Annotated in this window: 18 protein-coding genes; 10 read left to right on the top strand and 8 right to left on the bottom strand. The window is 69.4% G+C overall.

Features of this window, described 5'->3' with window-relative positions; genetic code table 11:
* Positions 1-32 precede the first annotated feature (32 nt).
* The 4 genes from rodA to ACIBGM_RS04825 all read left to right on the top strand — a co-directional run bounded on the left by rodA (position 33) and on the right by ACIBGM_RS04825 (position 3,546).
* The gene (gene rodA / locus ACIBGM_RS04840; RefSeq protein WP_360519604.1) at positions 33-1,199 is read left to right on the top strand and encodes a rod shape-determining protein RodA; all 1,167 of its coding nucleotides are present in this window, start codon (positions 33-35) and stop codon (positions 1,197-1,199) included.
* Between the two features lie 150 nt (positions 1,200-1,349).
* A complete protein-coding gene (locus ACIBGM_RS04835) occupies positions 1,350-2,117 on the top strand; it encodes a hypothetical protein (protein WP_360519602.1) in 768 nt (255 codons plus the stop codon).
* A 161-nt stretch (positions 2,118-2,278) separates the two neighbouring features.
* The gene (locus tag ACIBGM_RS04830; protein WP_360519600.1) at positions 2,279-2,710 is read left to right on the top strand and encodes a carboxymuconolactone decarboxylase family protein; all 432 of its coding nucleotides are present in this window, start codon (positions 2,279-2,281) and stop codon (positions 2,708-2,710) included.
* The gene (locus ACIBGM_RS04825; RefSeq protein ID WP_360519598.1) at positions 2,659-3,546 is read left to right on the top strand and encodes a sigma-70 family RNA polymerase sigma factor; all 888 of its coding nucleotides are present in this window, start codon (positions 2,659-2,661) and stop codon (positions 3,544-3,546) included. Before ACIBGM_RS04830 ends, ACIBGM_RS04825 begins: the two co-directional genes overlap by 52 nt.
* On the opposite strand, the gene ACIBGM_RS04820 is transcribed toward ACIBGM_RS04825, so the two are convergent.
* Complete coding sequence (locus ACIBGM_RS04820) at positions 3,532-3,990, bottom strand: Lrp/AsnC family transcriptional regulator (protein ID WP_360519596.1); 459 nt, start codon at positions 3,988-3,990, stop codon at positions 3,532-3,534. The two genes, ACIBGM_RS04825 and ACIBGM_RS04820, sit on opposite strands and share 15 nt — an antisense overlap.
* Before the next feature lie 79 nt (positions 3,991-4,069).
* Between ACIBGM_RS04820 and ACIBGM_RS04815 the strand changes: the two genes are divergently transcribed.
* Positions 4,070-4,480, top strand: coding sequence for a DUF2000 domain-containing protein (locus ACIBGM_RS04815; RefSeq protein WP_360519594.1), 411 nt, complete (start codon positions 4,070-4,072; stop codon positions 4,478-4,480).
* A gap of 18 nt (positions 4,481-4,498) precedes the next feature.
* On the opposite strand, the gene ACIBGM_RS04810 is transcribed toward ACIBGM_RS04815, so the two are convergent.
* Positions 4,499-5,452 (bottom strand): asparaginase, encoded by a 954-nt coding sequence (locus ACIBGM_RS04810; protein WP_360519592.1) that lies wholly within the window; start codon positions 5,450-5,452, stop codon positions 4,499-4,501.
* A 35-nt stretch (positions 5,453-5,487) separates the two neighbouring features.
* Here ACIBGM_RS04810 and pcaD point away from each other — a divergent pair, with 35 nt between their 5' ends.
* The 4 genes from pcaD (at position 5,488) to ACIBGM_RS04790 (ending at position 10,964) form a co-directional block, all read left to right on the top strand.
* Entirely contained in the window at positions 5,488-6,231 is a 744-nt protein-coding gene (gene pcaD, locus ACIBGM_RS04805) for a 3-oxoadipate enol-lactonase (RefSeq protein ID WP_360519590.1), read from the top strand.
* Between the two features lie 689 nt (positions 6,232-6,920).
* Entirely contained in the window at positions 6,921-9,290 is a 2,370-nt protein-coding gene (locus ACIBGM_RS04800; protein ID WP_360519586.1) for a M43 family zinc metalloprotease, read from the top strand.
* A gap of 8 nt (positions 9,291-9,298) precedes the next feature.
* A complete protein-coding gene (locus ACIBGM_RS04795) occupies positions 9,299-9,577 on the top strand; it encodes a hypothetical protein (protein WP_360519583.1) in 279 nt (92 codons plus the stop codon).
* Positions 9,578-9,596: 19 nt separating this feature from the next.
* Positions 9,597-10,964 (top strand): M20/M25/M40 family metallo-hydrolase, encoded by a 1,368-nt coding sequence (locus ACIBGM_RS04790; RefSeq protein WP_396384513.1) that lies wholly within the window; start codon positions 9,597-9,599, stop codon positions 10,962-10,964.
* Between the two features lie 456 nt (positions 10,965-11,420).
* Here ACIBGM_RS04790 and ACIBGM_RS04785 read toward each other — a convergent pair whose 3' ends face one another.
* A complete protein-coding gene (locus tag ACIBGM_RS04785) occupies positions 11,421-12,641 on the bottom strand; it encodes an IS110 family transposase (protein ID WP_396384512.1) in 1,221 nt (406 codons plus the stop codon).
* 140 nt (positions 12,642-12,781) lie between these two features.
* Here ACIBGM_RS04785 and ACIBGM_RS04780 point away from each other — a divergent pair, with 140 nt between their 5' ends.
* Positions 12,782-14,143, top strand: coding sequence for an HAD-IA family hydrolase (locus tag ACIBGM_RS04780; RefSeq protein WP_396384511.1), 1,362 nt, complete (start codon positions 12,782-12,784; stop codon positions 14,141-14,143).
* A 139-nt stretch (positions 14,144-14,282) separates the two neighbouring features.
* Here ACIBGM_RS04780 and ACIBGM_RS04775 read toward each other — a convergent pair whose 3' ends face one another.
* From ACIBGM_RS04775 to ACIBGM_RS04755, 5 genes are all read right to left on the bottom strand, one after another.
* The gene (locus ACIBGM_RS04775) at positions 14,283-16,214 is read right to left on the bottom strand and encodes a TIGR03960 family B12-binding radical SAM protein (RefSeq protein WP_396384510.1); all 1,932 of its coding nucleotides are present in this window, start codon (positions 16,212-16,214) and stop codon (positions 14,283-14,285) included.
* 141 nt (positions 16,215-16,355) lie between these two features.
* Positions 16,356-17,342 (bottom strand): GNAT family N-acetyltransferase, encoded by a 987-nt coding sequence (locus tag ACIBGM_RS04770; RefSeq protein ID WP_396384509.1) that lies wholly within the window; start codon positions 17,340-17,342, stop codon positions 16,356-16,358.
* 580 nt (positions 17,343-17,922) lie between these two features.
* Positions 17,923-18,081, bottom strand: coding sequence for a hypothetical protein (locus tag ACIBGM_RS04765; protein WP_360519569.1), 159 nt, complete (start codon positions 18,079-18,081; stop codon positions 17,923-17,925).
* Between the two features lie 564 nt (positions 18,082-18,645).
* Complete coding sequence (locus ACIBGM_RS04760) at positions 18,646-19,461, bottom strand: hypothetical protein (RefSeq protein WP_396384508.1); 816 nt, start codon at positions 19,459-19,461, stop codon at positions 18,646-18,648.
* 12 nt (positions 19,462-19,473) lie between these two features.
* Positions 19,474-20,292 carry a DUF6299 family protein gene (locus ACIBGM_RS04755; protein WP_360519563.1) on the bottom strand — a complete coding sequence of 273 codons (819 nt, stop codon included), beginning with the start codon at positions 20,290-20,292 and terminating at the stop codon, positions 19,474-19,476.
* Positions 20,293-20,704: the final 412 nt, after the last annotated feature.

Raw genomic sequence — 20,704 nt, 5'->3', positions numbered from 1 at the left:
GGGTCAGGTCGAGCCGCGAGGAGGTCGCGGTCATGGCGCTGCTGACTCCGATCCGGACGCGGCCGCGGATGGACCGGCGGTCGACGGTGTGGCACGTGGACTGGGTGCTCGTGCTGGGCGTGGTCGCGTTGTCCACGATCGGCGCGATGCTGATCTGGTCCGCAACCCACGGCCGGACCTCGCTCACCGACGGGAACCAGTACGCCTTCCTGCTCCGGCACGCACTGAACTTCGCCATCGGCTCGGTGCTCGCGATCCTTGCCGCCGTCACCGACCACCGCCGGGTCCGCCTCCTCGCCCCGGTCCTGTACGCCGCTTCGATCGTCGGCCTGATCCTGGTCCTGGTGCCCGGGGTCGGCGCGGTGATCAACGGTTCGCGGTCGTGGATCCAGCTGCCCTGGTTGTCGATTCAGCCGAGTGAGTTCGCCAAGCTCGCGGTGATCGTCGGGATGGCGCTGCTGATCGCGGAGAAGGGCGAGACCGACCACCGCGAGACAGCCCGGACGATCGACGTCGCGCAGGCGATCGCGGTCGCCGCCGTACCCGTGGTGCTGGTGATGCTGCAGCCCGACCTCGGCACGGTGATGGTGCTCGGCTCGATCGTGTTCGGGATCATCGCGGTGTCCGGGGTGCCGAAGCGATGGATGCTCGGGCTGGTCACCGCCGGCGTGGTGGTCGCGGCGCTGGCGATCAAGCTGCAGGTGCTGAAGGAGTACCAGCTGGCGCGGTTCATCGCGTTCGCTGATCCGTCGCAGGACCCGCAGGGCATCGGCTACAACGTGAACCAGGCGCGGATCGCGATCGGCAACGGTGGCGTGTTCGGCCAGGGGCTGTTCCACGGTGGGCAGACGCAGAACGCGTTCGTGCCCGAGCAGCACACCGACTTCGTGTTCACGGTCGCGGGGGAGGAGCTCGGGCTGATCGGCGCGGGCGCGATCATCGTGCTGTTCGCGATCGTCCTGTTCCGCGGGTTGCGGATCGCGATCAACGCCCGGGACGCCTTCGGCCGGCTGGTCGCGACCGGCATCGTGTGCTGGTTCGCCTTCCAGGCCTTCGAGAACATCGGCATGACGCTCGGCATCATGCCCGTGACCGGCCTGCCGCTGCCGTTCGTCTCCTACGGCGGTTCGTCGATGTTCGCCTGCCTGCTGGCCATTGGTCTACTCCAGAACATCCACCTCCGCTCACACCGCTTCTAGTGTCCTGAGTCGAAAAGTTCCGACGCAGGACAACAGCGCCACGCCCGCGGCCGGGGTCCGGCGGAACGACCTGACATGTCAGGTACGCTGCTGCCTGCTCGGCCACCGGTGGGCCCGCCCGGCCCTCCAGTTTCTGGAAGGCCCTCCTCCATGACTTTGCTGAACGCGCGCCTCCGGCGCGGCGGCTTCGTGTCGTTTCCGCTCCTGCTCGTCACCGCCCTCAGCCTGTCGCTCACCGCCTGCGGTGGTGACGACAAGGACGACGCGGCCGCCCAGTCCACACCTGCCCCGAGTACGCCGGCCACGACCGCCGCACCGGACACGCCGACGGCGACCGGCACGGTGAAGCGCACTTCGGCCGAGCTCGCCAAGGCGCTGCTCGAGCAGGCGGACCTTCCGGCCGGCTACCAGCCGGAGAAGGACGACCCGGCCGGCGACGCCGAGAAGCCGTTCTCGTCGGCGAGCAGCAAGTGCAAGACGCTGGTCAAGTTCCTCAACGCCACCGAGGCGCCGGGCGCGAAGGCCACCACGCACCGGTCGTTCTCGGCCGGCCAGGAAGGCACCTTCATCGACTTCGGTCTCGATGCGATGGGCAACAGTGCCGAGGTCGCCTACCTGCAGCACGCGTACAAGAAGGCGGTCACCTCCTGCTCGAAGGTGACGATGAAGATCGGCCAGGGCAGCTACTCGATGGAGGTCGAGGAGATCGAGGCGCCGCAGTTCGGCACCGATCCGTTCGCCTTCCGCCTCACCGCGACGTCGGGTTCGCGCCGCGGCCTGGAGTTCACCGCAGCCACCACGGGCGTCGAGGACGTCGTCGTCACGGTGACCCTGCTCGCCGGCCAGGAGGGTGAGCTCGAGGGTGCGACCGAGGCCGCCGTCTCCAAGGCGCAGCAGGTGCTCAAGAAGGGCGCGTGAGCGGGGTCTATTAGGGCGCGTGAGGCGGGTCAAGCAGGGGCGCATGAGGCGGGTCAAGCAGGGGCGCATGAGGCGGGTCTAGTAGGACGCGTGAGCGGGGTCACATCCGCAACTGTCACGCCGGGCCGTCGCGAGACCGTCGTGCGGGCATGGAACAACGAATGGATCTCAGCAAGGTCGTGCCGGCCGGCTTCCGGGCCGTGTTCGGCCTGGAGAAGTACGTGCAGGGCGCGCTCGACCACTCGGTGCTCGCCCTGATCAAGGTGCGCGCCTCGATGGTCAACGAGTGCGCGTTCTGCGTGGACATGCACACCACCGACGCCCTCAAGGACGGCGAGAGCTCGCAACGCCTGTTCGGCCTGGCGGCGTGGCGCGAGTCCTCCTTCTACGACGAGCGCGAGCGTGCGGCTCTTGCCCTCACGGATGCGGTCACGCGCCTCGGACAGGGCGGCGTACCGGATGAGGTGTGGGACGGCGCGGTCGAGCAGTTCGGGACGGAGGGCGCCGCGAACGTGCTCCTTGCGATTGGCACCATCAACCTGTGGAACCGTCTGACGATCACGAGCAGGAAGCAGCCGGTGCTCGCCGCTTGACCGGCGCCCTGGACGAGTACCAGTCGGCGCGCGGGATGCTCGCGAGCCTCGCCTACCGGCTGCTCGGGAGCTGGCAGGACGCCGAGGATGTGCTGCAGGAGGCGTACCTGCGGTGGTCCGGCGTCGATCGGGCCACCGTGCACGAGCCGCGTCGCTACCTCACGAGGGTGGTGACGCGGCTCGGCGTCGACGTACTGCGGACGCGGCAGGCGCGCCGGGAGAGCTACGTCGGGGAGTGGCTGCCGGAACCGGCGCCGTCGGACCCGTTCAGCTCGGTCGACACCTCGGACCTGTCGATCGCTGTACTGCACCTGATGGAGCGGCTCACTCCGCCGCAGCGAGCGGTCTACGTGCTGCGGACCGCGTTCATGCTCCCGTACGACGAGATCGCGGAGATCCTGGAGCGGTCGGCAGAGGATTGTCGACAACTGCACAATCGGGCGATCAAGGCGCTGGACCGGGAGCGGCCGAGGTTCGAGCCGACGCCCGGTGAGCAGCGGAGGTTGTTGCTCGACTTCGTCGCGGCTGCGCGCGACGGTGATCTGCCCCGCCTCGAGGCGATGCTCAAGGAGTCGGTGACCGAGTGGAGCGACGGCGGTGGCAAGCCCCGGATCGCCCGGAAGCCGGTTGTCGGACGCGAGCAGGTCGCACAGTTCTTCGCCCGGGTCTACGCGCGCGACGACGTCAGCGTCGTACCGCTCGACCTCGTCACCGGGCCGGCGCTGGACGTCCGGGTCCCGGGGCTTCGGCATGTCCTGCATCTGGAGTTCGACGGCAACCAGGTCGCAGCCGTACGGATCCAGGCGAACCCGGAGAAGCTGTCAGCGCTCGGGTAGGGGCATCACCGTCGTACGGCGATGGTGCTCGAAGACGACCGAGCTGCGGATGTCGGCAATCTCCTGCCGCTTGGCCAGCGCCAGGACCAGATCCCGGAGCGCCTGGGTGTCCTTGACGGCCACGTGGGCCAGGAAGTCGGACGCGCCGGAGACCATGAACATTGCGAGCGTCTCGGGCAGTTGGTTGACGTAGTCCTGGAACGCGGTCGCCACCGCCATCGCCTGCGGCCGGAGCTTGATCGAGATGATCGCCTGGGTGGAGCGGTCGATCGCCCGCAGGTCGACCTCGGCGTGGTAGCCGCTGATCACCCCGCGATCGCGGAGTCCGCGGATGCGCTCCAGGCAGGTGGACGGGGCGATGCCGAGCTCGGCGGCCATGTCCCGGTTGGTCCGGCGCGCGTCGTTCTGCAGGATCCGCAGCAGCGCCGTATCAAGTTCGTCCATGACAGGAAGTTTGGCAGACATGCCGAACGATGTTCGCTCGGGCATCCACAATGCTGGCCAAGCGGCTAGCTTGATGCCCGTGCTGACGAACAAGCTGGTCGTGGTCATCGCGGCCGAGGCGCCGGTCGGCGTCGCCCTGAACACGGCCGCGTTGCTCGGCGTCGCGCTCGGCCACCACCACCAGGACGTGGTCGGCCCGGACACCGAGGACGCCTCGGGAAACCCACACACGGGGATGTGCGCGTATCCGATTCCGGTCCTGCGCGCCTCCGCGGAGCAACTGCACGAGCTCCGGGCCCAGGCCGCGGCCCGGGACGGCGTGACCGTGCACGACATGAACCAGATCGCCCAGCGGGCGCGGACCTACGAGCAGATGTCGGCGACGTTGAGCGGCACCAAGGCCGAGGACGTCGAGTACTTAGGCCTCGGCCTGTTCGGCCCCCGCGCCGCGATCGACTCGCTCACCGGCGCGCTCGCTCTCTATCGCTAGCCAGAGCTGCAGCCCAAGTTAAAGCCGTAGCTCGATGCGGCCGACGGGTTGGCCGCCGCCGAGGACGGGGACCTCGAGCAGGTCAGCGGCCGCCGACACGTCCACGCTGCACTTGCTCAGCAGCATCAGCCCGAGCGCCGTCGTGGCCCGCGGACTACCGTCGATCACCTTGACCGCAACCGCGTGACCGTCCGGAGTGGCCATCGCGATGACCCCTTCGGCGCCGCCCTTGGCGATGACGCCGGGCAGGTGCTGCATCACGAGAGTGTTCTGGTGACCGCGACCGCCGACGAACTCCGGGTACGAGCGCATCGCCTCTGCCACAGCGTGTTCCGGCGTACCGGATGGCGCTGTGGCGAGGCGGCTGAAGCTGAGCGCCAGGCCGCGAAGCGGTACGCCGACCAGCGGTGCGCCGCAACCGTCCACGGTGACGACTCCGGTCGTTGCCCCGGTCAACCGTTCGATCTCGGCGATGATCGTCTTCTGCACCCTGCTGGACGGATCCAGGTAGCCGGCCGGGTCGTCGGCAGCCGTCAGCATCGCCGCGTGCTTGCCCGAGCAGTTCATCAGGACCCGGGACGGACCGATGCCTGCAGCAACCAATCGGTTCCGGGTGTCGGTGTCCTCGGGCAGGTCCGGCGGGCAGCCCAGCGCTCCACGGTCGAGGCCGGCGCGCGCCAGCATCCGGTCGACCACGGCGACGTGCCGGTCCTCGCCGGTGTGGCTGCCGGACGTGATCGCGGACTCCTCACCTTGGAGCGCGGCGCCGGCCACGATGCACCCGACCGCCTGCAGCGGTTTCGTCGTGGATCGCGGGAGCACCACCGCGTCCACGTCCCCGACGGCGACGACCGGCGTACCGGCGGGATCGATCGCGACCGCGATCCCGAAGTGGCGGCTCTCGACGAAGCCGCCACGCACCACCGCCGCCAGTTCGCCCACGGATTCCAGGCCCGGCACACCCTGAGTCATGCCGCGGAGAGTAGCAGCGTCCGTAGGGTGGGCCTATGCGACTCAACTATGCGGAGACCGGTCCCGCCGACGCGCCCGTGGTTCTGCTCGGCTCCTCGCTCGGGACGACGCACGCGATGTGGGCGCCGCAGGTCGGCGTCCTGTCCGAGCGGTTCCGGGTGATCGCCTTCGACCACCGTGGGCACGGGGAGTCCGAGGCGCCGGCCGGGCCGTACACGATCGACGACCTCGGCGGCGACGTACTCGAACTGCTCGACACACTGAGCGTGGAACAGGCGTCGTACGTCGGGATCTCGCTCGGCGGCGCGGTCGGTTTGTGGCTGGCCGAGAACGCACCCGACCGCTTCCACCGCTTCGCGCTCCTCTGCCCGCCGTGCAGCCCGGCCGACAACGCCCAGATGTGGACCGAGCGAGCCGCAACCGTGCGCGCCGAGGGCACCCAGGCGATCACCGACGCCACCCTGGAGCGCTGGTTCCTGACCGACTTCACCGACACCGACGAGGTGCGGCAGCAACTCCTCGACACTCCGGACGAGGGGTACGCCGCGTGCTGCGAGGCGCTCGGTACGACGGACCTGCGCGCCAAGCTCGGCGACATCACGGCACCCGTCCTGCTGGTCACCGCCGAGCAGGACACCTCGATCCCACCCGAGACCGTCATCCCGCTCGCCTCAGCCATCCCCGGCGCCCACCTCGAAATCATCGAACACGCCGCCCACCTCGTCACCTACTCCCACCCCAACACCATCAACCCGCTGCTACTCGCCCACTTGAGCTAGCGCCTGCGTACGCAGCCGGAGATAAGACGTAGTCACGAGTTCCTGCACCGGGCTCCGCAATCCTGCGCCCCGGCCAGCAGCAAGGTGTCGCTGACTCAGTCGAAGGACCAGGCCGGGCAGTCCCTGCCGAGAACGGTGCGGTGGCCCGCCCAGTTGTGCCGGCGAAGTACGGGAGTACGTCGACCGAAACGTCGCCGTCGAACTCCCGGGTGATCACCTGGACCCAGCCCATGATCGCGTTGATGCCGTGGCCGTGATATCGCAGGGTCGCCGTGCAGACTGGGAATCCCCGGATCGATTCGGCGTCCAGGTCTGGAACGACCAGTTGATGCCCGGAGGCCCACGGGTCGTCGTTCGGGACGACCCGGATCGCGATCAGGCCGCGGTGGCCGCGGGTCTCGAACGGGACGGACAGTTCTCGGCGCATTCGCGTACTCCTCTTGATTGTTCAAGCAATTCTTCTACGGGGGTTGGGGAATTGCGGGAAGTTCACTGCCCCGGGGTGAAGCCTTGTGTGGGTGGGCGCGGGGGAGGAAGGTGAACGCAGAGCAGTGGCTTGGGGGCAGGCTGTTCGGTGGGGGAAGGCGGGCAGGACCGTCTTCGATCGAGGGGCGGTCTGGGGGTAAACCTTTTCGGTCCGGGATCGCGCTGATCCCGACCTGCTCGTCGCCCCCGCGGGAGGGGGAGAGATGCCGAGAAAGGCGAACGGGCGCGCGGACAAGCACCGCGACGACGACTACCGGATGCCCGGCGAGGCGCCGGCGACCGGTTCGGCGGCCAACGGGATGCCGCAGGCGAACGGCATGCCCGGTGGCGACCGGATGTCCACGAGTGGGTCGGGCGGCGCCGGTGACATGCCGGCCGGGATGGGCGGACCGGGCGCAGGACCAGGTGCTGGGGCAGGTGGCGGGGCAGGTGGTGGTGGCGCGGCCGGGATGAGCGGCGGCGGCCAGGCCGGTGGAGCCGGGATGAGCGGTGGCGGTCAGGCCGGCGGTGCCGGGATGGGTGGCGGAGCCGGAGCCGGTGGTGCAGGTATGAGCGGCACGGACGGGCGGACCGAGACTCCGAGCAGGCGGCAGTGCGGCGTGATGGACGTGCACCGCAGGCTGCTTTCCACCTCCCCTGAGTACGCCGCCGCCCGATCGGCGCTCGAGAACGCGACGACGCAGTACGTCTCCCGCCAGGAACGTTTTGCCGGTATAGCGCGGATTCCCTGCGTCGTGCACGTGATCTGGAAGACCGCGGCGCAGAACATCTCGCAGGCCCAGATCGACAGCCAGATCGACGTGCTGAACCACGACTTCCGGGCCACCAACGCCGACCTCGGCATCGTGCCGGCGGCGTTCACCGGGCTGATCGCGGACGCGCGGATCGAGTTCTACCTGGCCACCGAGGACCCGGACGGCAACCCGACCACCGGTGTCACCCGGACCCAGACGACCGTCAACGGCTTCGGCTCCGACGACAAGGTCAAGTCGTCGGCGACCGGCGGGCACGACCCGTGGCCGGCCGACCGGTACCTGAACATCTGGGTGTGCCAGCTCAGCGGCGGCCTGCTCGGGTACGCGCAGTTCCCCGGCGGCCCGGCCGACACCGACGGCGTCGTCATCCTGCACAGCGGGTTCGGCACCAACGGTACGGCGGCCGCGCCGTTCGACCTGGGCCGGACCACGACGCACGAGGTCGGGCACTACCTGAACCTGTTCCACATCTGGGGCGACGACGGCACCGGCTGCAGCGGCAGCGACGAGGTCGCCGACACCCCGAACCAGGCCGGCCCGAACTTCGGCGTACCGACGTTCCCGCACGTGACCTGCAGCAACGGGCCGAACGGCGACCTGTTCTACGACTACATGGACTACACCGACGACCGCGGCATGGTGATGTTCACCGACGACCAGGTGGCCCGGATGGAGGCCTGCCTGGACACCGTGCGGTCGAGCCTGATCGCCGGCGCGGTCGGTGCCGGAGCGACGCCGGAACCGGCGGGCTCGGTGGTGGCGTGGGGCGCGAACCGGCTGGACGCGTTCGTGCTCGGCACGGATCTGGCGATGTATCACAAGTGGTGGGACGGATCGTCCTGGGGACCGTCCGTCGGCGGTTACGAATACATGGGTGGTATCTGCATGAGTGCTCCTGAAGTCGCGTCCTGGGGGCCGGACCGGCTGGACGCGTTCGTCCTCGGCACCGACCACGCGCTCTATCACAAGTGGTGGGACGGGTCCGCCTGGGGACCGTCGGTCACCGGCTACGAGTACATGGGCGGCATCTGCATGAGCCCGCCGCGGCTGGCCACCTGGGGACCGGGCCGGCTGGACGCGTTCGTGCTCGGCACCGACCGCGCGCTCTACCACAAGTGGTACGACGGCTCGAGCTGGGGACCGTCGCTGACCGGGTACGAGTACCTCGGCGGGATCTGCATGAGCCCGCCCGAAGTCGTTGCCTGGGGCGAGAACCGGCTCGACGTGTTCGTGCTAGGCACTGACAACGCGGTCTACCACAAGTGGTGGGACGGCTCGGCGTGGGGACCGTCGGTCGACGGCTACGAGTACCTCGGCGGCGTCTGCGCTTCGCCGCCGCGGGTCGTTGCCTGGGGCGAGAACCGGCTGGACATGTTCGTCATCGGCACCGACTCCGCGCTGTACCACAAGTGGTGGGACGGCTCGGCCTGGTCGGGCTGGGAGTACATGGGCGGTGTCTGTACGACGGCGCCGACCGTCGTCTCGTGGGACTCCGACCGGCTCGACGTGTTCGTGCTCGGGACGGATTCCGCGCTGTACCACAAGTGGTGGGACGGGTCCGCCTGGGGACCGTCGGTCACCGGGTACGAGTACATGGGCGGCATCTGCACCGACGAGCCGCGAGTGGTCTCGTGGGGCGCGAACCGGCTCGACGTGTTCGTCACCGGCACCGACAAGCAGCTCTACCACAAGTGGTGGGACGGCTCGGCCTGGGGGCCGTCGGTCACCGGCTACGAGGCGCTCGGCGGCATCATCAGCGACTTCAAGGTGACCGTCCCGGAGACCCCGGCCTCGATCGAACAGGTGGTGCTGAGCTGACCGGGCACGTGAAAGGGCGGTGGACGCATTCCTTCGAGGAGGACCACGACGGGATCAGCGTCTATCGCCCCGACGACTTCGCCTTCCCGCCGGCCCGGGGCCGGCGGGGGGTGGAGTTCCGCCCGGACGGCACATTGGTGGAGTGGGCGATCGGCCGCGGGGACGCGCCCGAGGCCCGCCCGGACGGCCGCTGGGACGCCAGCGGCCGGATCACCGGCGGTCTGCAGGGCGCCGGCCGCATCGTGACGGCCGAGCCCGGCCGGCTCGAGATCATCTGGTCCGAATGACTCTCCTTGGCAGGAACGCATGAGCAAGACGACGAACCCGGTCCGCTACCTAGTGGTGCCGACCACGGGGGCGGCCGAGGCCCAGCAATCCGCGCGCTTCGGTGACCGCACGATCCTGTGGGGCCCGCAGTCGGAACACCTCGGTCGCGCATCGCGGACCGCACCCGGCCTGTTGCTGGTCACGCAGGTGGGCGGGAGCTTCCAGCACGACTACCCGGACGTGAAACCGCTGCTCGACCACGGTCGGCATCTGGTGATCTCGTCCGCCGACCGACCTCGCCGTAGGTCCAACAACTGCTGGCGGGTCGAGACGCTGCGCGCAGGTACGACGGTCGTCGACGTGGCAGCGCCGTCCGCGGCCCGGGTGGATCCCGCGGTTGCGGCGTTGGTGGCCGAGTTGTCGCCGACGTCGTACCAGGCCGATCTGACCTGGTTCGCGAGCCTGCCGACGCGGCACTCGCTGAGTGCGGGGTTCGGCACCGCGGTGGACTTCGCCGCGGCCCGGATGGTTGCCCTCGGCTACGGAGTCACGCGGACGACGGTCACGGTCGGGGCGGGCACGTCGCAGAACCTGATCGGGGACCGGCCCGGGACCGGTGGTGGGGGACTCGTGCTCATCACCGCGCACCTGGACTCGGTGAACCAAGCGGGCGGTCAGGCCGCGAGCGCACCTGGTGCGGACGACAACGCGAGCGGTTCAGCCGGCGTGCTCGAGCTGGGCCGGCTGTTGTCGACGCGGTCGTGGCGGCACGACGTACGGTTGATCCTGTTCGGTGGCGAGGAGCAGGGGCTGTTCGGCAGCAAGCAGTACGTCGCTTCGCTGCCGCAGGCGGAGCGGGCGCGGATTCGCGCCGTACTGAACATGGACATGATCGCGAGCAGGAACACGGCGGTGCCGACGGTGCTGCTCGAAGGTGCACAGGTGTCGTCGGGTCTGATGACCGCCCTGGCGACCGCGGCTGCGACGTACACCGGGCTGAAGGTGGAGACGTCGCTCAACCCGTTCGCGAGCGACCATGTGCCGTTCATCAACGCCGGGATCCCGGCGCTGCTGACGATCGAGGGCGCGGACAGCGCGAACGGGCACATCCACACCTCGACCGACACGCTGAACTTCCTCGACTGGGCGCTGTCCGCCGAGATCCTGCGGATGAACGTCGCCGCCCTGGCCGGCTGGCTCGAGCCAACCGTCACCACCCCTCGCACCCGGCCGCGCCCGGCCGGCTCCGTCGTCTCCTGGGGGCCGGGTCGCATCGACGTCTTCGCGGTCGGCATGGACTCCGCGATGCACCACAAGGCGTACGACGGAACCTGGCACGACTTCGAGTCCCTCGGAGGAGTTGTACTAACTGGCTATAGGTCTGTCAAGTCGGTCGTGTCGGCGTAGGGCATCGGCTCGCCAGCCGGGGTGGCGGGGAGTTGGACTGGGGGTCTTGGCTGGTGTTGGTGGTCTGCTGGTCCGGGTGCCGAACGCCCACGTTGACGTATGCGACCTCGCTGGAAGGGGTCATCTGGCATCGTTCGGGCTGTCGCGATGGGCGAAGGGCCGGGCGCCAAGTTAGTCGCGGCGTCACCGTGGTGCGCCATAACCCATGCGGCGTCTGATCCGGCCCTTCGTCTCGTCCAGCGTGGCACCCACCGGCTGGAGTTGTGAAGGGGTGTGTGTTCCTTTCGCTCGAGTGACGGGGAGCGGTCCTTCCGCGAACGCTGCTGGTTGTACGCCGCGGCGCTCGTCGCGGTCAACGTCGTTCGTCCTCGCTGCGCTGTGGGCGCTCCACGTTGACCGCTCCGCACGCGCACGGCGTCGAGGGCAGCAAGGTCCGGGGAAGGCCCCGGGGTGTGCTCAGGCCCAGCGGCCTGGGTCGTAGCCGACCTGGTCACGCACCAGGGCGTGGGCGATGCGGGTGGCGCGGTGCGCGAGCGCGCAGGCGATGACCCCGCCACGTTTGCCGCGCGCCTTCAGCCCGATGGCGTACTGCTTGGCGGCCGGGTCGTTCAGCCACAACCCAACGCCGAGGTCGATCAGGGCGCGGCGCAACGCCACGCTGCCTTCCCGGCTGATCGCACCGTCGCGGCGGCGCCCGGCGGACTCGTACTGCGCTGGAGACAGCCCGGAGGCCCGGTAGATCTGCGCCGCGCCAGGCCAGCGCTGCGGGTCGCCCAGCGCGCCGGCATAGTTGGCGGCGCGGACCACGCCCCAGCCCGGGACGCTGGTCAACGTCCGGAATGGGCTGTCCGGCAGCAGCGCGGCCAGTTCCTGCTCGGCGGCGCAGACCTGCCGCTCCAGCTCGTACAGCAGGCTCAGATCGGTCACCACGACCCGGCGGGCCACCGCGGCATCGGCGGTCGGCAGCGCGTCACGGGCGGCGGCGACCAGCCGGTCGGCCACCGGCCCGCGGACCTGCAACCCGCGCGCCGCGGCGAACCGGATGAACCGGGCCGTCCCCATCGCGGCCAACCGCGCCGGGTCGGTGAACTCGTCGGCGATCAACCGCCCCACCAGCGTGCCCAGCACGTCCGGCAGCGCCAACGTCAGCCCGGGAAAGGCCCGGTCCAGCTGGCCCAGCAACTGGTTCTTCGTCGCCGTCCGCACCGCCACCCGGCGGGTGCGGTGCGCACTCCACGCCCTCAGTTCGCCCAGCACCCGCTCCCGCGCGGTCACCGCGATCCCGCCACCGGCCAGCAGCAACTCAGTGATCGCTTCCAGGTCGAACGCATCGGTCTTCACCCGCCGCCGGCCCATCACCCGACGCTGCTCACACACGTGCCCCGGGTTCAGCTCGAGCACCTCCCACCCGCGCGGCCACACCGACGGCGCCAGCAGCGGCTGGTGATAGTGCCCACAAGCTTCCACCCCGACCTTCACCGGCACCGCACCATCGGGCAGCACACCACGAACCTGGCCCACCACCGACCCCAACGCAGATCTCGTCAGCTGGAACTCCACCGGCCCCAGCAACCGATGACGCCCCGCGTCGGTCACCGACAACGCGACCGACCTCTTGCCCACATCCACCGCAACCACGACCGTGGACGACGTGACTGGAGCAACATGCACAGACACAACACACCTCCGGCAAGTGTCAGGAGGACCCGGCGCCACCAACGCCAGATCCCCACCCGAAGGAACCCATAACGGACCCCTTCTGACACCTCCGGAGGTGCTTGGGAAGAACTACTCGATCTATATCAACCTGACGCACCGTGTGGAGCGGATGCCTGAATGCGCGTGACATCGGCGGACTACCGACCAAGTACGGCGTACTGACCCGGCACGGGACCGTGTTCCGGACCGACTCACCGGACAACCTGGACACCGAGGGCCGGACCGCGTTCCTGGACGCCGGCGCCGGGCTGGTGCTCGACCTGCGCTCGGACTGGGAGCTGACCCAACCACATCTGCTCGACGGCTCGGCGTCGTACCAGCGGATTCCTTGGATCGACCCGGTGGCCGACGAGGCCCGGGATGCCTCGGCTGAGCGTGTGCTCGCCGACACCTACCGCGGCAGTCTCGACCGCAACAAGGCGCAGGTCGCAAAGGCCTTTCGCGCGCTGATCGACGCACCGGCCGATGCGCCAGTGGTGGTGCACTGCAGGTCGGGCAAGGACCGGACCGGGCTGCTGATCGCGCTGTGGCTGGACCTGGTCGGCGTACCTCGGGACGTGATCGCGGCCGACTACGCGGTGAGTGAGGAACGGCTCGGGCTGGTGGCGCGGCTCGCCGAGCTGCCCGACGACGAGCGGCCGGCCGCCGAGATCCTCTGGCGGACTCTGCCGTCGACGATCCTCGACTCGCTCGACCACGTTGACCGGACCTACGGCGGCGTGCGGTCCTACCTGGCGGCGTGCGGGCTGACGGAGGTGGAGGTCCATCGACTGGTGGTTCGGCTCGTGCCGGTGGACGTGCGGGCTGTGGTGTTCGACTTCGACGGGTTGTTGATGGACACCGAGACGACGATGGTCGAGAGCTGGCGGGCGGAGTGGGCCCATCACGGGCTCGAGCTGGATCTCTCGGACTTCTGGCCCGGTCATGGTGGTGACATCACCGAGACGCGGTACGAGTTGCTGGCCGCGGCGGTCGGGGCCGGCTTCGACCGGGCGGCGAGCCATGCGCGGCGGACTGCTCACCGGGATGCGATGCACCGGGAGCTGGACTTCCGGCCGGGGATCCGGGCGTGGATCTCGGCGGCGCGGGAGCTGGGGTTGAAGGTGGCGATCGCGAGCAGCTCGCCGCGGCCGTGGGTGCACGGTCACCTGGAGCGGGTGGGTGCTCTCGAGTGGTTCGACGAGGTGGTCACCGGTGACGAGGTGGCGGCGCACAAGCCGGACCCGGCGATCTACGAGCTGGCGTTGCGGCGTCTCGCCGTACCTGGTCCTCAGGCGATCGCCGTCGAGGACACCGCCCACGGCGTAGCGGCCGCCCAAGCAACCGGCATGTACGCCGTCGCCATCCCCAACCCCTACGTCACCCCCGCCGCAGTCGAGGCCGCCGACCTGGTCCTGACCACCGCTGCCCAGCTTCCGCTCACCGACCTGCTCCACTCGGCATCGACGCCGCGCAACTGACCACGCCCCGCCGCGCCCCCCGGGCACTGAGCATTCGAGGGGATATCCCCGCGAATCGTGTCTTCTCCCCTGGTACGGGAGGGGAGAACCCGGCGTTCGGGGGGATATCCCCTCGAACGCGCGGACGGGAGGCGGGGGGCTAGACGACTGAGAGGGGGAGGAGTTTCTTGCCGGTGGGGCCGATTTGGATTTCGGTGCCCATTTGGGGGCAGACGCCGCAGTCGAAGCAGGGGGTCCAGCGGCAGTCCTCGACCTCGATGGCGCCGTCCTCCTCCAGCGAGTCCTGCCAGTCCTCCCAGAGCCAGTCGCGGTCCAGGCCGGAGTCGAGGTGGTCCCACGGCAGGACTTCGGCGTACTCGCGCTCGCGGGTGGTGTACCAGGCCAGGTCGACGGGCTCGTCGGCCAGCGCCTTCTCGGTCGCCTCGACCCAGCGGTCGTAGGAGAAGTGCTCGCTCCAGCCGTCGAACCGGCCGCCGTCGCGCCAGACCTGCTCGATCACGCGGCCGACCCGGCGGTCGCCGCGGGACAGCAGGCCCTCGATGATGCCGGGCTTGCCGTCGTGGTACCGGAAGCCGATCGCCTTGGCGTAGTTCTTGTCCGAGCGGATCGCCGCCGCGAGCTTCGACAGCCGCGCGTCGGTCTCCTCGGCGCCGAGCTGGGAGGCCCACTGGAACGGCGTGTGCGGCTTCGGCACGAACCCGCCGATCGACACCGTGCACCGGATGTCCCGCCGACCGGCCGCCTCGCGACCGGTCGCGATCACCTTCTTGGCCAGGTCCGCGATCGCCAGCACGTCCTCGTCGGTCTCGGTCGGCAGGCCGCACATGAAGTACAGCTTCACCTGCCGCCAGCCGTGGCTGTAGGCCGCCGCGACGGTCCGGATCAGGTCCTCCTCGGTGACCATCTTGTTGATCACCTTGCGCATCCGGTCCGACCCGCCCTCCGGGGCGAAGGTCAGGCCGCTGCGCCGGCCGTTGCGGGAGAACTCGTTGGCCAGCGTGATGTTGAACGCGTCGACCCTTGTCGAGGGCAACGACAGCGAGACGTTGGAGCCCTCGTACCGGTCGCCGAGCCCCTTGGCCACGTCGGCGATCTCGCTGTGGTCGGCCGAGGACAGGCTGAGCAGCCCGACCTCCTCGAACCCGGACTGCTTCAGCCCGTTCTCGACCATGTCGCCGATCGTGGTGATGCTGCGCTCCCGCACCGGCCGGGTGATCATGCCGGCCTGGCAGAACCGGCAGCCGCGGGTGCAGCCGCGGAAGATCTCCACCGAGTACCGCTCGTGCACGGTCTCGGCCAGCGGGACCAGCGGCTTCTTCGGGTACGGCCAGGCGTCCAGGTCCATCACCGTGTGCTTCGCGGTCCGCCACGGTACGCCGGGACGGTTCGGCGCGACCCGCTTGATCCGGCCGTCGGCCAGGTACTCGACGGTGAAGAACTTCGGGATGTAGACGCCGCCGGACGCGGCCAGCCGCATCAGCACCTCGTCCCGCCCGCCGGGGCTGCCCTCGTCCTTCCACTCCCGGATGACCTCGGAGATGGCCAGCACGATCTCCTCGCCGTCACCGAGGACGGCGGCGTCGATGAAGTCGGCGATCGGCTCCGGGTTGAACGCGGCGTGCCCGCCGGCCAGCACGATCGGGTCCGCGTCGGTCCGGTCGGCGGCGTACAGCGGGATGCCGGCCAGGTCGAGCGCGGTCAGCATGTTGGTGTAGCCGAGCTCGGTGGAGAACGACAGCCCGAACACGTCGAACGCCCGGACCGGCCGGTGGCTGTCCAGCGTGAACTGCGGGATGCCGTTGTCCCGCATCACCTTCTCCATGTCCGGCCAGACCGAGTAGGTCCGCTCGGCCAGGAGGTGGTCGCGCTCGTTCAGCACCTCGTAGAGGATCTGCACGCCCTGGTTGGGCAGCCCGACTTCGTACGCGTCCGGGTACATCAGCGCCCACCGGACGCTCACCGAGTCCCAGTCCTTGCTGACCGAGTTCAGCTCACCGCCGACGTACTGGATCGGCTTCTGCACCTGCGGCAGCAACGCCTCCAGGCGCGGGAACAGCGATTCGACAGTCATCCCAAACTTCCGGTCAGCGGATCAGAGCGCCTACCAGGTTAACGCCGCAGCCGCCGTACGCCGGAATCGAGCGTGAAATGCGCGCTGTGCCGCCGGACATACAGACAGTGAACCGGCGACGAGAGGGCCGATCACCGGCGTTCAGAGGGTGAGCTCCCACATGGTGCGTTGAGCGACCGGGCGGAAGCCGAGCTTGTCGTTGACTGCGATCATCGGGGCGTTCTCCGGAGCGTTCCAGGTGTGCAGGACCGCGGGCTCGGCCAAGTCCGCTTGGATCGCGCGCAGGTTGGGCGCCTTGACCGCGATGCCGAGGCTGCGGCCGCGGTGCGAGCGCCGGACGTAGGTGTCGTACTGGTTGAGCCGGCCCGGGGTCGCAGGGGTGCCGCCCATCTGGGTGTACGCCGCGAGCTCGCCGGAGTCGGTGTGGACGGCGGCAGTCGTGTAGGTGAAGCGGCCCTGGGCGATCCGGCGTTCGTCGGCTTCCCGCACGAGCTCAGGCGTCCAGCGGATGGCCTCGACCGTTCGGTCGCCGGTCGGGACGTCCTCGGCCATCCCGCTGAGCAGGTCGGCGAACTGCTCGATCCATTCCTCGGGCGTGTGCTCGCGCCACTGCAGGAGCTCGTAGCCCGGCGGGATGGAGCTGGCGAGTTGGTCGTCCGGCATCGTTAGCTCCAGCACCTGATGCAGCTCTGCGTGCTTGCGGACGAACCCGCGCGCTGCGGCGAACGCCGTACCGGCGCTCTCTCCGGTGATCGGGTCGCCGGTCAGGTCGAAGCCGGACAGGACGCGCCGGCCGTCGGCCCGGGCCCGCTCGATCACTGCCTCGAGCAGTTGCGTCGCGATCCCACGCCGCCGGTGCGATCGATCGACCGCGATCTCGACGTCGACTGTCTCGGTGTTGCCGAGCAACCACCAGTCGAGCCAGGCAATCCCGAGCCAGGTATCACCATCGACCAGCCCGAGGCCGTCGGCGCGGACGTCGGAATGCTGCCCGGCCATCAGCACCCGGGCCTCCTCCAGCCCCATGCCGACCGGAAACGCGAGCTCCGCCCGCCGCACGGCCTCCCGCACCTCGAAGAACCGCTTGAAGACGTCTGCATCCCGGCCGTCGACCGTCACAATTTCCACCTGCCGAACCCTAGACGGCCGGCCGGCCCCACGCCCCTGAATTCAGGCGCTCCTGCTTCATGTGTGGGCGTCCCCCGAGCGCGCGGCGCCGGGCGAGCTCGACCAGTCGAATCCGATCGATTCCGGTGCGCAACGCTGCCCAGTCCGGGCCGAAGCTCTCCCCCGCCTCAGAAGCCCGCCAGCCGCGCCCCGCACCAGGCTGGCAGGTGTGGTGGCCTACCCCGGCGGACGTCGTTGGGCGGAGGACAGGGACTGGTAGCCGGGGACTACCGTGAAGGACCGACATACGGACAGGTAGTGCACCGGCGAGACGCCGTACACACCGACCCGACCGCGCTCAACTGCACTACCGGCGGCTCGGCACTACCTGTTGAAATGCACGCCCTCCCGTCTCTGGCCGCCCACCGCAGACTCACCCACGACAATCGGCCCGGCCAGACCAGCGCACCGCGCGCCCGCCATACCAACCACGCACACATCAGTCACAAGAGCCTGAATTCAGGCCCGAACCAGCCCGCGCCCGGCCAGGAACGCCTGCCACTCCTCGGCCTGCTCCGGGGTCAGGTCGTCCTCCGGATCGCTACGGCCTCCGCGCGAGGCGGGCGAGGTCGTTGACGGAGACGCCGGGCGCGGGTTCGGGATGCCAGGGCCGGTGCTCGGTCAGCTGGTCGCGCAGCGGCAGGTTTTGGTGCTGCAGTGCCAGGCAGTACATCAGCGGGTCGCGGCTGGCCCGGATCACATCGCGTGGGTCCGGGCTGGGTATACCCGGACGGGGTATTGGTGGTCGCGGTCGCGGCGGTTGTGGGCGACGAAGACATGCGTCGCGCCGTCGTGTTACGCGTCGAGCGCTTACTGGGTGAGTGCGGTTCGCGTGGGCATCTGCGGCTCCCGAGCATGGTGACCGATTGAGGTGGCGGCAGGCGTTGTGTGCCTGCCGGCAACTGCCGTGAAAGCCGGGCCGCCGCGTGGAGGGGCCGTCGGGTAGGCAGGTCACCACCCGGCACCGAAGGTGCCGGTTACAGCGCGGCCGAAGGTCGCTCCAATCAAGTCGTGACATCGACCGGCGCTGCGGCCTACTCACCCGCAGCCGGGCCCGGGGGAGTGGTGTTGCTGTTCTTCGTGCGCGACTTGCGGGCCTGGCTTCGACGGGCCGTCGCCGAGATCGAAGCTCCGATGGTGGCGAGGCCGCCAATTCGACCGCCCGTAGCCTGATGCGAGACAGGCCGCCGTGACCGCTCAATCCGACTGACGATCCGGCAACGAAAGGGGCCGCCCGACCGGGCGGCCCCTTCCGTTCTTACGCCTAGCCGCGTAGCTGGATGGTGCGCTCCTCGGAGTCGACCCCGCAATCATTGGCCCCGCAGGCGATCGCGTTCGTGACACTTGTCGCCTTGCCCCCGGCGAACTTGCCGCCGTCCGGCAGGATCTCAAGACTCCACGACCGCGGCGTGCCGTCGCACAGAAGGTTGGATACGCCGCTCCCACGCACGGTGAACCGCCCGGCCTGCTGCGTCAGCGTGGTCTCCACGAGCGTGAAGTCCGGCTCACCGGTGCAGGTTGCGGTCCCGCTCACTGTCGCCGAACCGGTTTGACTGTTGAAGCTTGCGACCGGGTGCACGGTGATGTCCACCGTGGGTGGCGGCGGAAGCACATCGATCGTGAGGTTGAGCGTCCCACCGTTGCCTCCTCCGTCGAACTGGTCGTCGAAGATCAGCACGGTGTACGTCGTACCAGCGGTCGCCGTCCACGTCACCGCATTGAACCCACACCTCGCCACGCTCCAGTTCCCCGGGCTGCCGGTCGCCACGATCGCGGCGGCCGAGTACGTCGACGAAGACACATCGGCCTGGAGAATGCCGTCCGCTGTCGGGGTGATCTCGTACCAGACGCTTGCATCGGTCGGCAGGGGCGCGGGTGTTCCACAGAAGTCAGTACTGAGGTCGTCGCTGTCGATGGTCGCCTCGGTGGTGTCGATGGTGTCGGTGAACGGGATGGCCCCGACCGCGGTGCGGCCGCCGTAGGTGTCGTTGCTTGGCGGAGCCGCGAGTGCTGTGCCCGCGGACGTGATCAGGGTGCCGAGCACGAGCGCGGCCAGAGCTGCGCGCCGAAGGTGTCTCATGGTTTCCTCCTCCTACGCCTTGCCACGTAGCAATACGGTGCGCTCCTCGAAGTCGAACGCACACCGGAAGAGGCCGCAGGCGAACGCGTTTGTGACGCTCGCCGCCTTGCCTCCCGCGAACTTGCCGCCGTCCGGCAGCACCTCCACGCTCCAGGACCGCGGCGTGCCGTCGCACAGAATGTCGGAGATGCCGCTGCCGCGCACGGTGAACCGCCCAGCCTGCTGCGACAGCGTGGTCTCCACGACTGCGAAGTCCGGCTCACCGGTGCAGGTCGCGGTCCCGCTCACCGTTGCTGCACCCGTCCTGGAGTTGAAGCCTGCGATCGGGTTCACGGTGATGTCCACCGTGGGTGGCGGCGGGATCACTTCGATCGTGAGGTTGAGCGTCCCACCGTTGCCTCCTCCGTCGAACTGGTCGTCGAAGATCAGCAGGGTGTACGTCGTACCGGCGGTCGCCGTCCACGACACCGCCCCGTGCCCACAGGTCACCAGGCTCCAGTTCCCCGGGCTGCCGGTCGCGACGATCGCGCCGGCCGAGTATGTCGACGACGACACATCGACCGCGAGACCGCCGTCCGCGGCCGCGGTGTGCTCATACCAGACGCTGGCATCGGTCGAGGGTGTTGGGCAGTCCACCCCCTCGATGTCGGTGTCGTCGCTGTCGGTGGTCGCCTCGGTGGTGTCGATGGTGTCGGTGAACGGGATGGCCCCGACCGCGGTGCGGCCGCCGTAGGTGTCGTTGCTTGGCGGAGCCGCGAGTGCTGTGCCCGCGGACGTGATCAGGGTGCCGAGCACGAGCCCGGCCAGAGCTGCGCGCCGAAGATGTCTCATGGTTCCCCCCTTGAGGATGCTCGCGGACGCAAGCCTGCGCGCCCGCAACTGGACGCTGTCCCCGGCGGCCGCCGCCCGGCAGACCTCGATCCCTCCCCGGCCCAGAGCGGCGCCGGCATCCCCCCACCCAGCAGGCCTCCGTCCGCTGGGGCACCGCTCTAGTGGTATTGACGCATCGATGAACCAAATAAGCGAGCGCCGGACGCTGAATGCCCGGGCGCTCGTGCGTCGACAAGTCTCGTGCAGGGACCTCCCATCAGGTAGTGACGTCAGCCACCTGCGGGGGCTGGCTGAGGCAATGAGGTGCCCGGCGCCGGGGGTGTGGAGCCGCTCTTCAGGGGCTTCATCGATGGGGCGCGCCTGCTGGGCCAGGGCGGGCGGCAGCCGGAGGTTGCTGGCGAAACCAGCTATA

Origin of the sequence: Kribbella sp. NPDC050470 (genome assembly GCF_044458365.1) — a bacterium.
Classification (GTDB): Bacteria; Actinomycetota; Actinomycetes; order Propionibacteriales; family Kribbellaceae; genus Kribbella.
Note: the sequence above shows the minus strand (reverse complement) of the source record. Positions and strands in the feature narration are given on the sequence as shown.

Bases quoted from the DNA above. Each gene is read 5' to 3' on its own strand.
- rodA (WP_360519604.1), top strand. From the start codon at position 33: ATGGCGCTGCTGACTCCGATCCGGACGCGGCCGCGGATGGACCGGCGG.
- ACIBGM_RS04835 (WP_360519602.1), top strand. From the start codon at position 1,350: ATGACTTTGCTGAACGCGCGCCTCCGGCGCGGCGGCTTCGTGTCGTTT.
- ACIBGM_RS04830 (WP_360519600.1), top strand. From the start codon at position 2,279: ATGGATCTCAGCAAGGTCGTGCCGGCCGGCTTCCGGGCCGTGTTCGGC.
- ACIBGM_RS04820 (WP_360519596.1), bottom strand. From the start codon at position 3,990: ATGGACGAACTTGATACGGCGCTGCTGCGGATCCTGCAGAACGACGCG.
- ACIBGM_RS04810 (WP_360519592.1), bottom strand. From the start codon at position 5,452: ATGACTCAGGGTGTGCCGGGCCTGGAATCCGTGGGCGAACTGGCGGCG.
- pcaD (WP_360519590.1), top strand. From the start codon at position 5,488: ATGCGACTCAACTATGCGGAGACCGGTCCCGCCGACGCGCCCGTGGTT.
- ACIBGM_RS04800 (WP_360519586.1), top strand. From the start codon at position 6,921: ATGCCGAGAAAGGCGAACGGGCGCGCGGACAAGCACCGCGACGACGAC.
- ACIBGM_RS04790 (WP_396384513.1), top strand. From the start codon at position 9,597: ATGAGCAAGACGACGAACCCGGTCCGCTACCTAGTGGTGCCGACCACG.
- ACIBGM_RS04775 (WP_396384510.1), bottom strand. From the start codon at position 16,214: ATGACTGTCGAATCGCTGTTCCCGCGCCTGGAGGCGTTGCTGCCGCAG.
- ACIBGM_RS04760 (WP_396384508.1), bottom strand. From the start codon at position 19,461: ATGAGACACCTTCGGCGCGCAGCTCTGGCCGCGCTCGTGCTCGGCACC.
- ACIBGM_RS04755 (WP_360519563.1), bottom strand. From the start codon at position 20,292: ATGAGACATCTTCGGCGCGCAGCTCTGGCCGGGCTCGTGCTCGGCACC.